Below are 12921 nucleotides of genomic sequence, written 5' to 3'. Positions count from 1 at the left end.
TTTGCGTTAGAGAACGGGCACGGGATGCTCCCGTAACGCCGTCAGCAAAGCCGCGGCACTCGCGCCGCGGCAATCCACAACTGTTTGAGCCCCGGCGGCACGTGCCAGCTCGGCGACCCTTGGGCTTGGAACAAACAACGGCAACCGCGCAATCGCCGGCCAGGCATCCCCGGCCATTTGCTGCAGGTGCTCGAAACCCTGTCCACTGCTGACCACCAGCCCGTTCAAGCGTTCCGCTGCAATCCGCTGCGGCAGCGCTTGCGGCGGGTAGGCCGGCAGGTCACGTCGATACAACTCCAGATACTCGACACTAGCACCTAGCTCACGCAGGCGCTCGGCGAGCAGTTCGCGCCCGCCCTCCCCGCGCAGGATCAACACCTGCGCGCCGGGCTGGCTGACCGCCTCCCGCAGACGCGGCAATTGCAGCAAGGCTTCGCTGTCATCACCGGCACCCGGGAAGTGTGCGTCGAGGCCGCGATCCAGCAGAATCTGCGCGGTAGCGGCACCGACACTGAACCACGGCATCGTCAGCGAAGGCACACCGTCGAGCAGATCCATGGCAATGCGCGCCGCCGGTTTGCTGACCACGATCACCGCGCTGCAACGCGGCAACTGCGCAATCGCCTGACGAATTTTGGCAGAGACCGGCAGTGGAACAATGTCCAGAAGCGGCAAACAGCTACTGAAAATCCCCTGCCCGGCCAACGTCTCGGCCAGCGCCACACAGTCTTCCGCAGGGCGCGTCAGCAGCAGGCGCCAGCCGGTCACTCGTGACCTGCCTCGCCGTAGACCGCTTTGAGAATGTCGTTGGCACCTTGATTGAGCAGGTCTTCAGCGACCTTCACACCCAAGGCTTCGGCCTCGGCACGCGGTGCGCGGGCCTCGGCGCTGAGCAGCTTGCCACCGCTCGGCTCGCCGACCAGACCACGCAGCCATAGTTGATCATCCTCGAGCACGGCGTAGCAGGCGATCGGCACCTGGCAGCCGCCATTCAGATGTTTGTTGAGGGCACGCTCGGCGGTGACGCGCGATGAGGTATCGGCGTGATGCAGCGGTGCGAGCAAGGCGTGGATTTCAGTGTCGGCGCTACGGCACTCGATGCCGACAGCCCCTTGGCCACCGGCCGGCAGGCTGTCATCGACGCTGATCGCCGAAGTGATGCGATCTTCGAAACCCAGACGGATCAGACCGGCCGCGGCGAGAATGATCGCGTCGTACTCGCCGGCATCGAGCTTGGCCAAGCGAGTGTTGACGTTACCGCGCAGGAAACGAATCTGCAGATCAGGCCGACGGGTCAGCAATTGCGCCTGGCGACGCAGGCTGGAGGTGCCAACGATGGCGCCGGCCGGCAACGCTTCCAGGCTTGCATAGGTATTGGAAACAAAGGCATCGCGCGCATCTTCACGTTCGCAGATACAGAACAGGCCCAGGCCTTCGGGAAAATCCATCGGCACGTCTTTCATCGAGTGCACGGCAATGTCGGCTTCATTTTCCAGCAGCGCGGTTTCCAGTTCCTTGACGAACAGCCCCTTGCCGCCGATTTTCGACAGTGGCGAGTCGAGCAGCTTGTCGCCGCGACTGACCATGGGCACCAGCGTCACCAGCAGACCCGGGTGGGCCGCTTCCAGACGGGCTTTGACGTATTCGGCCTGCCACAGGGCGAGCGCACTTTTACGGGTGGCGATGCGGATTTCGCGAGAGGACATGGATCGATCCGTACTGAATAGATACGGCGGATAATAACAGCTCAGTCAAATCCACTTTGACTTGAATCAGAAACGCGGTGGCCTCCCTGGCCGGCCATGCCTGGTAAACAGTCTCAGGAGTCGCCCGGAATGAGCGGCTTACAAGCCCTGCATCATCTTGCGCACACCCGCCACATGACGGCGGCTGACGATCAGTGCATCGCCATTCAGGCCCTTGAGGAACAGCTGGAAGTGCCCCAGCGGTGTGCGTTGCAGACGTTCGATGCGGTCCCGGGCGACCAGGGCGTTGCGGTGGATGCGCACGAAACGCTCGCCGAATTCGTCTTCGAGGGCTTTGAGGGGTTCGTCCAGCAGCACTTCGCCGCTTTCATGGCGCAGGGTCACGTACTTGTGGTCGGCAATGAAGTAGACCACCTGATCCAGGGGGATCAGCTCGATGCCCTTGCGGGTGCGGGCGCTGATATGACTGCGCGGGCCGTTGCCGCTTTCGGCAGCAGGACGAGTCAGGGCCGCGAGTTGCGCCCGGTTGGGACGTTCAGCCCGTTTCAGGGCGTCATGCAGATGTTCGGTTCGCACGGGTTTCACCACATAGCCCACGGCGCTGGCCTGCAGGGCTTCCACGGCAAATTCATCGGGGCTGGTGCAAAACACCACGGCTGGCGGCATTTCGCGTTCGCACAGACGGGCAGCCACCTGCAGGCCATCGAGGCCCGGCATGCGGATATCGAGCAATACGATATCCGGCTTGTGGCTGTCGATCAGCGCCAACGCTTCCTCGCCGTTCGTGGCGCTGGGCTCCAGGACTGTATAACCCTCGAGCTCGCTTACCATGCGGCTTAGGCGCTCGCGAGCCAGTGGTTCGTCATCAACGATCAGGACATTCATATTGCGCTGGATTCCTGCGTGAGTCTCGCACAAGGATAGCGTAGACAGGTGGAGTGACATCCGTCACCGCGATCCACGCTAAGACTAGCCCGAGCGCCAAAAAGTGCCGTACGTCGGCCAGCAATATTTGCCAGTGTCCGGGTCGTACTGCTCAAAGCCCGCTGTTTCCTGCGTTTCTCACGGGGTTCGTCAAAGGACAATCCACCTACCCCCTGTTCTTTTAGCCGGCGTCCGGACCTGTGTGCGATCCGCAGTCGCGCCGACCCTTCTGTCCAACTGTAGACGCTTGCCGGGCCGATATTGCTCAATCGAAAAATATCCTTGTGCAAATCACCCGCAGACCGCGCCGACTATGCCCGAGCAGATGAGAAAAAAACGTATCGACCGGTGTCAGCGACAGGATTGGCAACCCTGTTATTATCCGCGCCAGCGTTTCACGCCTTCTTTCTCCAAGCCGATACGAGCGAATTCATGAGCACTGACAAGACCAATCAGTCCTGGGGCGGCCGCTTCAGTGAACCCGTCGACGCCTTCGTCGCCCGCTTCACCGCCTCCGTCACTTTCGACCAGCGCCTGTATCGCCACGACATCATGGGCTCGATTGCCCACGCCACCATGCTGGCCAAGGTCGGCGTGCTGACGGATGCCGAGCGCGACAGCATCATCGATGGCCTGAAAACCATCCAGGGCGAAATCGAGGCCGGCCAGTTCGACTGGCGCGTCGACCTCGAAGACGTGCACATGAACATCGAAGCGCGCCTGACCGACCGCATCGGTATCACCGGCAAGAAACTGCACACCGGGCGTAGCCGCAACGACCAGGTCGCCACCGACATCCGCCTGTGGCTGCGTGACGAAATCGACCTGATCCTGGCCGAGATCACCCGCCTGCAGAAAGGCCTGCTGGAGCAGGCCGAGCGCGAAGCCGCGAGCATCATGCCGGGCTTCACCCACCTGCAGACCGCGCAGCCAGTGACCTTCGGGCACCACATGCTGGCCTGGTTCGAAATGCTCAGCCGCGACTACGAGCGCCTGGTCGACTGCCGCAAGCGCACCAACCGCATGCCATTGGGCAGCGCCGCGCTGGCCGGCACCACCTACCCGATCGACCGCGAATACACCGCGCAACTGCTGGGCTTCGACGCCGTGGGCGGCAACTCGCTGGACAACGTTTCCGATCGCGACTTCGCCATCGAATTCTGCTCCGCCGCCAGCATCGCGATGATGCACTTGTCACGTTTCTCCGAAGAGCTGGTGCTGTGGACCAGCGCGCAGTTCCAGTTCATCGATCTGCCGGACCGTTTCTGCACCGGCAGCTCGATCATGCCGCAAAAGAAAAACCCCGACGTGCCGGAACTGGTGCGCGGCAAGACCGGCCGTGTGTTCGGTGCACTGATGGGCCTGCTGACCCTGATGAAAGGCCAGCCTCTGGCCTACAACAAGGACAACCAGGAAGACAAGGAGCCGCTGTTCGACGCTGCCGACACCCTGCGCGATTCGCTGCGGGCGTTTGCCGACATGATCCCGGCGATCAAACCCAAGCACGCGATCATGCGTGAAGCGGCGCTGCGTGGTTTCTCCACCGCCACTGACCTCGCGGACTATCTGGTGCGCCGTGGCCTGCCGTTCCGTGACTGTCACGAAATCGTCGGTCACGCGGTGAAGTATGGCGTCGACACCGGCAAGGATCTGGCCGAGATGAGCCTGGAAGAACTGCGCCAGTTCAGCGATCAGATCGAGCAGGACGTGTTTGCCGTGCTGACCCTGGAAGGCTCGGTGAATGCCCGTGACCACATCGGCGGCACTGCGCCGGCGCAGGTCAAGGCTGCCGTGGCGCGCGGTCAGGCGTTGCTCGCCAGCCGCTAAAAGCAAAAGCTTCGCGAGCAAGCCCGCTCCCACATTGGATCTGTGACGTTCACAGATCCAATGTGGGAGCGGGCTTGCTCGCGAATGCTGACTTCAGAGCGCTACAAATCTCACTTCTTCGCCGCGATCATCGCCAAAAACGCCGGCATCACCGCTTCCTTGTCCGCCGCAATCTTTTGCACATGCGGATTCTGTTCAAGTCGCTGCAGCAGCGCCTTGGCCTTCGGCATTTCCGCCAGCAAATCGATCCCGAACAACTTCTCCCCGACCGCACATGCCAGCGGCACGCTGTAGAGAAAGTACAAATCGGCAATGCTCAATCTGTCGCCCGCCACGTACGGGGCGAACCTGGCATGTCGACTCAGCGCCGCAAAACCCAGCAGCAGCTCGGCTTTGGTTTTGTCCTTGATCGCCTCCGGCACCGCCGAACCGAAAAATGCTTCGCCATAACAGGCGCGTCCCGGCAGCTCGATGTACAGCTCGATTTCCTTGGCAATCGCCAGCACCTGCGCGCGTTCGAACGGATCGCTCGGCAGCAGCGGCGTGCCCTTCTGCGTCTGCTCGAGGTATTCGAGGATGATCGCGGTTTCATTGATGAACCCGGCCTCGACACCCAGCACCGGGACTTTGCCGCGCGGGCTGATGGCCAGTGATTCCGGGGTCTGCGCCGGATAGAACGTGACCTCTTCGAACGCCAGGCCTTTTTCCAGCAGCGCCAGTTTGACCATGTTGTAGTAGTTGCTGACAGCGAATCCATAGAGCTTGAACATCACATAGCCTCCAGGCCGTGCGGGGTGGGCAGGCACAGGTTATAGATCGCCGGACGCGATCCTGCCAGCAGCATCACGCCGCTGAATGCGGGTAAACTGGCGCCTTTCCTTGAGGAGCCTGCCATGAGCGAGCCGACAGACATCGACAACGACGAAGAAGAGTTCACCGAAGCGACGTTGATCGAAGCCATCGAGAACCAGATCGAAAGCGACAACCCGCCAGCGGCCAAGGCGACCTTCAACAAGCTGACGCTGGTGGGCGTCGAGCGCGAAGAGATCCTCAATCTGATGGCCCACGTGCTGGCGTACGAAATTGACGCGATGCTGGATGAAGATCGCGCGTTCGATACCGAGTGGTATGAGACGGCGCTGCGCAAACTGCCCGAGTTGCCACCGGAACAAGCCTAAGATCAAAAGATCGCAGCCTGCGGCAGCTCCTACATTGGATCGTGTAGGAGCTGCCGCAGGCTGCGATCTTTTTTATGGGGACTACACTGGAATCCGCCTCAAGACAAAAACCCTGAGCTGAGCACTGGACATGCCGCACCAGCGGGTTCACCTTAGGGGCGCTGTCGTCCAATTCCTAGAAAGTCTGGAGTCCTTATGTCGCTTACCCCTGAGTTGGTTGCCGAACTGGAAGTCCTCGCACTCTTCAACCTGGACAGTTCCCAGGAAGGTCTGAAAATTCATCAGACCGCTGCCCCAAAACACATTGCCGCCGCCCAACGCCTCTTTGAAAAAGAACTCACCGACCAGCCCGATGGCGGATATCTGACCAGCCTCGGTCGCGATGCCGCGCAAAATGTGCAAACCGTGCTGACCATTCTGAGAGAGCAGGCAACCGCCTGATTCCCCCCTGACTTCGCCCACGGGAACCCCTGCCACGGGATTTCCGCGGGCCTGCCCGACCCTCGCGTTAAAAACCTGACGTCAAAAAACAAATTCAGCTTAAAAGTCCCGCTGCGCAACGGCTAAACTGCCTCCCATTCCGAGACCCTCTTCGTCCGAGCCTGCGAGCCGGTTTGAGCTGACATGACGCGCACCCATGAAATCCGCCCTGATCTGGACGAAGGCATCGACCGCAAGGTCCTCAGCCAACTGCGCGCGCGTTTTCTCAAGCTCAATGAGGGCCGCCTGGGCCGGGCGCTCGAAGGCTTGTCGACGCGCCAGCAAGGCGTGTTGACGCTGCTGCCGCTGTTCTTTCACGTCAATCATCCGCTGCTGCCCGGTTATGTGTCGGGCAGCACGCCGGCGGGTCTGTCCAGCTACGAACCGGACGCCAATACCCTCGCTGAAGCCCAGCGCCTGACCCGCTCGTTCTCCTATAAACCGCGCCACGGCAGCAACCCGCCCCGGCCGATTCACGGGCTGTTCCTGATGGGCAGCCTCGGCACGCTGGCCCAGGCCGATCAGAGCGACATGGACGTGTGGGTCTGTCACGCGCCGGAGCTGAGCGAAAACGAGCTGGCCGAGCTGCACAAGAAATGTCAGTTGCTTGAAGCCTGGGCCGCGACTCAAGGCGCCGAAGCGCATTTTTTCCTGATCGATCCGCTGCGCTTCGTCAAAGGCGAACGCGACACTCAGCTCAGTTCCGAGAACTGCGGCAGCACCCAGCATTACCTGTTGCTCGACGAGTTCTACCGCACGGCGATCTGGCTCGCCGGACGCACGCCGATCTGGTGGCTGGTGCCGGTCTACGAAGAAACCGCTTACGACCAGTACACCCACACCTTGCTGTCCAAGCGCTTCATCCGTGCCGACGAAACCCTCGACCTCGGCCACTTGGCGACGATCCCGCCGGGGGAGTTCATCGGCGCCGGGCTGTGGCAACTGTTCAAGGGCATCGAATCGCCCTACAAGTCGGTGCTCAAACTGCTGCTGACCGAGGTTTACGCCAGCGAACATCCGCACGTGCAATGCCTGAGCCTGCGCTTCAAAAAAGCGGTGTTTGCCAATCAACTGGATCTGGATGAACTGGATCCGTACATGGTGGTGTACCGGCGCATCGAGGAATACCTCGTCGCGCGCAATGAGCCGGAGCGCCTGGAGCTGGTGCGCCGCGCGCTGTACCTCAAGGTCAACCGCAAGCTCACCGGCAACAGCCGCACGCAGAGCTGGCAACGCTCGCTGCTGGAACGCCTGGCCATTGAATGGCATTGGGACCAGCGCCAACTGGCACTGCTCGACAGTCGCAGCCAGTGGAAAGTCCGCCAGGTCAGCGCCGAACGCCGCGCGTTGGTCAATGAGCTGAATTACAGCTATCGCTTCCTCACTCAGTTCGCTCGCACCGAACAGACCGTCAGCCTGATCAACAAGCGCGATCTCAACGTGCTGGGCCGGCGCCTGTACGCAGCCTTCGAGCGCAAGGCCGACAAGGTCGAGTTCATCAATCCCGGGATCGCCCCGGATCTGGCCGAAGACACCCTGACCCTGGTGCAGGCGCCGAACAAGAAAGAGCCGGGGCAAACCCAATGGGGCCTGTACAACGGCAGCCTGACCGCGCTGGAGTGGGAACACTTCGCGCCGATCAAGCGCAGCCGCGAACTGCTCGAGCTGCTCACCTGGTGCCATCGCAACGGCGTGATCGACAGCAGCACCCGTCTGGCCCTGCATCCGGGCGACAGCGACCTGAGCGAGTTCGAGCTGTTCAACCTGCTCGGCAGCCTGCAACAGTGCATTGCCCTGCCCTTGCCCACTGTCGCCGAAGAGCCGTTACTGCGTGCCGCAGTGCCGAGCGAGGTGCTGATGCTGGTCAACGTGGGCGTCGATCCACTCAAGCATCACCGCGACCTGAATATCCTGATGACCACCGAGCGCACCGACTCGCTGAGTTACGCCGGCGTGCGCGAAAACCTTGTGCTGACCCTCGATCAGGTCACGCTCAACAGCTGGAACGAGGTGCTGGTCAATCGCTTCGACGGCCCGCACGCGCTGCTCGACTGCCTGCGCGACTACCTGAACAATCTGCCGCGCGGTAGGCAACAGCCCTCTCTGAAAGTGCGCTGTTTCTGCCACAACCGCGCGCAGTTCATTGCCAGACGCGTGGAAGAGATCGTCGACACCGCGCAAACCCTGCTACTCAGCGAGTTGAACCATCGCTACCTGATTCAGGTGCAACAGCACTACCACGTGCTGGAGCTGGTGCCGGGCCAGGTCAACCATGTCGCCCTCGCGACATTGCCGGCGCTGCTGGATTACCTCGGCGAAGAACAGGCACGTTACAGCCCGCTGCACCTCGATCCGATGGCGCTGGAAGACCACGACCTGGCGTTGATCCTGCCGATGGGCCAGCCGGAAGCGATTCAGGTGTTCTACCGGATCACCGAGCAACAGGCCGAGTTGTACGTGCTGGATGAGTACAACGCGCTGTGGCAGCAGCATTTGCCGTATCACGACGAGCAAAGCCTGTTGGTGCCGTTGCAGCGGTTCCTGCAATCGATCCAGTACCGGCGTGAAGCACTGCTGCCCATGGACAGCAGCCCATCGGTCAGCCTGGAGATTTTGTATTACCAGTTGTTGCCTTCAGGCCCCGGCCGCGCCCGACGGGTCGAAACCCGGCCGGCGCCGCAGACACCGGTCAACAAACCGTTCTACGACGTGCAGGCGATCATCGGCAAAGCCGCACCCGGAGAAGTGCAGGTCACGCTGTATTGCAATCAACGGGAATTCAGCGAACTGGAACATGGCGACCAGCTGTTCCGCGTGGTCGCCGGGGAGATCGTCGAGCAACGCCGCGAGACCGAGCGCTATCGCTGCTACATCACCGACCTCGACCTGTCGGGCCTGCTCGGTGATGGTCAGAGTTCAAGCAATCTGTATCTGCGTTACAAGGCCGACCTGGAGCGCGCCCTGAACGAGGCACTCGAACAGGTCTGAGGCGCGGTTACTCGCGGAAATCACCGCCGTTGGCCGGCTGGGATTCGACTTCGAGCAAGGTCAGTTTCAAGGTCTTGCCACCCGGTGCCGGCCAGTCGATGTGCTGCCCGACTTTCAGGCCCAGCAGCGCGCTGCCGACCGGCGCCAGAATCGAGATCTTGCCTTCATCGGCGTTGGCATCCTTGGGATAGACCAGCGTCAGGTGATAGTCCTTGCCACTGCCCTCTTCGCGGCAGTGCACGCGGGAATTCATGGTCACGACATCGGCGGGCACTTCTTCGTGGCCGACCACGGTATCGGCGCGGTCCAGCTCGGTTTGCAGCGCGATCACGCCCGGCAGCGTGTCATCCAGGCCGTCGATCAGGCGCTCCAGACGTTGCACGTCCAGACGGGTAAGGGTGATGGAAGGTGCGGTCATGATCCGGGCAGACTCCTTTCTTCTGCACACAAAAAAAGCAAAACCCCGCCACAAAAGACGGGGTTTTCACCAGGCCTCGATGAGTTGAGGCGTGTCCGGACACTATCACAGCTCAAAAAATATACAAGTCACCGCCGGACACCGTGCAACCTCTGTGGCGAGGGGATTTATCCCCGATGGGTCGCGCAGCGGCCCCAGGCTTTTGAGACTGCTGCGCAGTCTATCGGGGATAAATCCCCTCACCACAGCGTTGAGTCAGGCCAAGGATCTGCGAGCAACAGCCTGGGCAACAATCACTCGCCGGCGCTCATCATCCGCCGAACGCCACTCGCGAATGTCTTCGACATGTCGCGCGCAGCCGAGACAGACTTTCTGTTCGTCCAGCCGGCAGACACCGGTGCATGGCGACGGCACCGCCGGACTGACGTTACTGTAGAGCGGCTTCGGCGGCCGGACAGGAGCACTATCGGTCACGAAATCACAGGCCTTCGAAATCAAATTCGACGCCAGCCTGCTGCTTGACGATGCGCTCGAGCATTTCGCCCAGCTGCTCTTCGCTCTTGTCGCACATCCAGCGCTCGCTTTCTTCGTCGTAGTCGAAGTGGAATCCACCGGACACCGCCGCCAGCCACAGCTGACGCAATGGTTCCTGACGGCTGAAAATCAGTTGCGAGCCGTTTTCGAACTTGACGGTCAAGACACCTGCCGAGTTTTCCAGATCGATATCAAGGTCGCTTTCTTCAAAGATGTCTTCCAGTTTTTCCTGGGTATCATCGACCAGATCGTGGAAACGCGCTTCGGACAAACTCATTGTGGCAACCTCAAAAAATGTCGGATCAGGCTCAGCGCCGCAAGATACGGAGGCTGCCGGCCGATTGCAAAGGATAACGACCAAGCGCCGCTTCCCATCCAGAGCTGCCCCTGTGGGAGCGAGCTTGCTCGCGAAGGCGTCGGCAAATTCAACATCAATGCCGACTGACACGGCGCTTTCGCGAGCAAGCCCGCTCCCACAGGGTAATCAAGTACTCACGCACCAGCCCCGCCAGACGGGAGGGCCATCACATAGGCAAGCTGCCGGGTGGCCGGTATACTCCGGCGCAATTAACGCATTTTCAAGGATTTCGCCATGAAGCGCCTGATCTCTTCCCTTGCTGCGCTCGTCGCGGTTGCCTGCCTCGTTTCGGCCTGTGGTCAAAAAGGCCCGCTGTACCTGCCGGATGACGATCAGGACCCGGCCGAACAAGCCCAGACCTCGCAAAAGCAGCCGTCCAAAGCACACAAGCACGACGTTTACCAATAAGGGATCGCCATGGACGCTTTTAACTACCGTGGCGGGGAGCTGTTCGCGGAAGGTGTGGCGCTGTCCGCCATCGCCGACCGCTTCGGCACGCCCACTTATGTTTACTCCCGCGCACACATCGAAGCCCAGTATCTGGCCTACGCCGATGCATTGACGGGCATGCCGCACCTGGTCTGCTTTGCGGTCAAGGCCAACTCCAACCTGGGTGTGCTGAATGTCCTGGCCCGCCTCGGTGCCGGTTTCGACATCGTCTCCCGGGGTGAGCTGGAACGTGTGCTGGCCGCTGGCGGCAGCCCGGACAAGATCGTGTTCTCCGGCGTCGGCAAGACCCGTGACGACATGCGCCGCGCCCTGGAAGTCGGCGTGCACTGCTTCAACGTCGAATCCACCGACGAGCTCGAGCGCCTGCAAGTGGTCGCCGCCGAGCTGGGCGTTCGCGCGCCGATCTCGCTGCGAGTGAACCCGGACGTCGATGCCGGCACCCACCCGTACATCTCCACCGGTCTCAAAGAGAACAAGTTCGGCATCGCCATTGCTGACGCCGAAGACGTGTACGTGCGTGCCGCGCACCTGCCGAACCTGGAAGTGATCGGTGTCGATTGCCACATCGGCTCGCAACTGACCACCCTGCCGCCGTTCCTCGACGCCCTCGACCGCCTGCTGGATCTGGTCGACCGCCTCGGCGATTGCGGCATTCACCTGCGCCACATCGATCTCGGTGGTGGCCTGGGCGTGCGTTATCGCGATGAAGAGCCGCCGCTGGCTGGCGACTACATCAAGGCTGTGCGCGAGCGTCTGGACGGACGCGATCTGGCGCTGGTGTTCGAGCCGGGCCGCTTCATCGTCGCCAACGCCGGCGTGCTGCTGACTCAGGTCGAGTACCTCAAGCACACCGAACACAAGGATTTCGCCATCGTCGATGCGGCGATGAACGACCTGATCCGCCCGGCGCTGTATCAGGCGTGGATGGACGTCACCGCGGTCAAGCCGCGTGACACCGCCGCGCGCCCGTACGACATCGTCGGCCCGATCTGCGAAACCGGCGACTTCCTCGCCAAGGATCGTGAACTGGCGCTGGCAGAGGGCGACTTGCTGGCCGTGCATTCGGCCGGTGCCTATGGCTTCGTGATGAGTTCCAACTACAACACCCGTGGCCGTGCCGCTGAAGTGTTGGTAGACGGTGATCAGGTTTTTGAAGTGCGCCGCCGCGAAACCGTGGCCGAGCTGTTTGCCGGCGAAAGCCTGCTGCCGGAGTAACCCATGCTGCTGCGTTTTACCAAAATGCACGGCCTGGGCAATGACTTCATGGTTCTCGACCTGGTCAGCCAGCACGCGCATATTCAGCCCAAACACGCCAAGCAATGGGGCGACCGGCACACCGGTATCGGTTTCGACCAGTTGCTGATCGTCGAAGCGCCGAGCAACCCGGACGTGGATTTCCGTTACCGGATTTTCAACTCCGACGGCTCGGAAGTGGAACAGTGCGGCAACGGTGCACGCTGCTTCGCGCGCTTCGTGCTCGACAAGCGTCTGACCGCCAAGCGCAAGATTCGCGTCGAGACCAAGGGCGGGATCATCGAGCTGGACGTGCGCAACGACGGCCAGATCGGCGTCAACATGGGCGCGCCGCGCCTGGTGCCGGCGGACATTCCGTTCGACGCACCGACGCAGGCGACCAGCTATCAGCTGGAAGTCGATGGCACCACGGTCGAACTGGCTGCCGTGTCGATGGGCAATCCGCATGCGGTACTGCGCGTGCAGGACATCAACAGCGCACCAGTGCATGAGCTGGGGCCGAAAATCGAACACCATCCGCGCTTTCCGGCGCGGGTCAATGTCGGCTTTCTCCAGGTCATCGACCGCCACCGCGCGCAATTGCGCGTATGGGAACGCGGCGCCGGGGAAACCCAGGCCTGCGGTACCGGCGCCTGCGCGGCGGCGGTGGCGGCCATCAGTCAGGGGTGGATGGATTCGCCGCTGTTGATCGACCTGCCCGGCGGGCGTCTGTCCATTGAATGGGCAGGCCCCGGCCAACCGGTACTGATGACCGGTCCGGCAGTGCGTGTATACGAAGGACAAGTGCGTCTTTGAGTGAGCAGA

General features: G+C 61.6%; 14 protein-coding genes and 1 pseudogene. 7 read left to right on the top strand and 8 right to left on the bottom strand.

Features of this window, described 5'->3' with window-relative positions:
• Nucleotides 1–6: 6 nt before the first annotated feature.
• From ACXR0M_RS01855 to ACXR0M_RS01840, 4 genes and pseudogenes are all read right to left on the bottom strand, one after another.
• Complete coding sequence (locus ACXR0M_RS01855; RefSeq protein ID WP_458829382.1) at nucleotides 7–768, bottom strand: uroporphyrinogen-III synthase; 762 nt, start codon at nucleotides 766–768, stop codon at nucleotides 7–9.
• Nucleotides 765–1706: a hydroxymethylbilane synthase gene (hemC, locus tag ACXR0M_RS01850; protein ID WP_458829380.1), complete on the bottom strand. Its 942-nt coding sequence runs from the start codon at nucleotides 1704–1706 to the stop codon at nucleotides 765–767. Before hemC ends, ACXR0M_RS01855 begins: the two co-directional genes overlap by 4 nt.
• A 138-nt stretch (nucleotides 1707–1844) precedes the next feature.
• Entirely contained in the window at nucleotides 1845–2591 is a 747-nt protein-coding gene (locus ACXR0M_RS01845) for a LytR/AlgR family response regulator transcription factor (RefSeq protein WP_458829378.1), read from the bottom strand.
• Nucleotides 2588–2728, bottom strand: a pseudogene (locus ACXR0M_RS01840) (sensor histidine kinase); the annotation flags it as partial. The gene ACXR0M_RS01845 and the pseudogene ACXR0M_RS01840, both read right to left, overlap by 4 nt.
• Nucleotides 2729–3062: 334 nt before the next feature.
• Between ACXR0M_RS01840 and argH the strand changes: the two are divergent.
• Complete coding sequence (gene argH, locus ACXR0M_RS01835; protein WP_458829376.1) at nucleotides 3063–4457, top strand: argininosuccinate lyase; 1395 nt, start codon at nucleotides 3063–3065, stop codon at nucleotides 4455–4457.
• A gap of 110 nt (nucleotides 4458–4567) precedes the next feature.
• Here the strand turns inward: argH and ACXR0M_RS01830 are convergent, their stop codons facing one another.
• Entirely contained in the window at nucleotides 4568–5227 is a 660-nt protein-coding gene (locus ACXR0M_RS01830) for a glutathione S-transferase family protein (protein ID WP_458829375.1), read from the bottom strand.
• Nucleotides 5228–5350: 123 nt separating this feature from the next.
• Here ACXR0M_RS01830 and ACXR0M_RS01825 point away from each other — a divergent pair, with 123 nt between their 5' ends.
• From ACXR0M_RS01825 to ACXR0M_RS01815, 3 genes are all read left to right on the top strand, one after another.
• Nucleotides 5351–5635, top strand: coding sequence for a hypothetical protein (locus tag ACXR0M_RS01825; protein ID WP_458829373.1), 285 nt, complete (start codon nucleotides 5351–5353; stop codon nucleotides 5633–5635).
• 195 nt (nucleotides 5636–5830) lie between these two features.
• The gene (locus tag ACXR0M_RS01820) at nucleotides 5831–6076 is read left to right on the top strand and encodes a TIGR02647 family protein (protein ID WP_458829371.1); all 246 of its coding nucleotides are present in this window, start codon (nucleotides 5831–5833) and stop codon (nucleotides 6074–6076) included.
• 183 nt (nucleotides 6077–6259) lie between these two features.
• Entirely contained in the window at nucleotides 6260–9103 is a 2844-nt protein-coding gene (locus tag ACXR0M_RS01815; RefSeq protein ID WP_458829369.1) for a class I adenylate cyclase, read from the top strand.
• A 7-nt stretch (nucleotides 9104–9110) separates the two neighbouring features.
• On the opposite strand, the gene rnk is transcribed toward ACXR0M_RS01815, so the two are convergent.
• The 3 genes from rnk to cyaY form a co-directional block, all read right to left on the bottom strand.
• Complete coding sequence (gene rnk, locus ACXR0M_RS01810; RefSeq protein WP_458829368.1) at nucleotides 9111–9521, bottom strand: nucleoside diphosphate kinase regulator; 411 nt, start codon at nucleotides 9519–9521, stop codon at nucleotides 9111–9113.
• A gap of 255 nt (nucleotides 9522–9776) precedes the next feature.
• Nucleotides 9777–9995, bottom strand: coding sequence for a DUF1289 domain-containing protein (locus tag ACXR0M_RS01805; protein ID WP_458829366.1), 219 nt, complete (start codon nucleotides 9993–9995; stop codon nucleotides 9777–9779).
• A gap of 4 nt (nucleotides 9996–9999) precedes the next feature.
• Complete coding sequence (cyaY, locus tag ACXR0M_RS01800; protein WP_458829364.1) at nucleotides 10000–10332, bottom strand: iron donor protein CyaY; 333 nt, start codon at nucleotides 10330–10332, stop codon at nucleotides 10000–10002.
• Between the two features lie 315 nt (nucleotides 10333–10647).
• On the opposite strand from cyaY, the gene lptM reads away from it, so the two are divergent.
• Genes lptM through dapF form a run of 3 tightly spaced genes read left to right on the top strand, consistent with a single transcriptional unit; the run spans nucleotide 10648 to nucleotide 12912 of the window.
• Nucleotides 10648–10821 (top strand): LPS translocon maturation chaperone LptM, encoded by a 174-nt coding sequence (gene lptM, locus ACXR0M_RS01795; RefSeq protein ID WP_458829362.1) that lies wholly within the window; start codon nucleotides 10648–10650, stop codon nucleotides 10819–10821.
• A gap of 9 nt (nucleotides 10822–10830) precedes the next feature.
• Nucleotides 10831–12078, top strand: a complete 1248-nt coding sequence (gene lysA, locus ACXR0M_RS01790; RefSeq protein ID WP_458829360.1) for a diaminopimelate decarboxylase — start codon at nucleotides 10831–10833, stop codon at nucleotides 12076–12078.
• Nucleotides 12079–12081: 3 nt separating this feature from the next.
• Complete coding sequence (gene dapF / locus ACXR0M_RS01785; RefSeq protein WP_458829358.1) at nucleotides 12082–12912, top strand: diaminopimelate epimerase; 831 nt, start codon at nucleotides 12082–12084, stop codon at nucleotides 12910–12912.
• The last annotated feature ends 9 nt before the right edge of the window (nucleotides 12913–12921 follow it).

The organism is Pseudomonas sp. Eth.TT006 (assembly GCF_054456575.1).
This window is presented reverse-complemented; position numbering and strand designations above follow the sequence as displayed.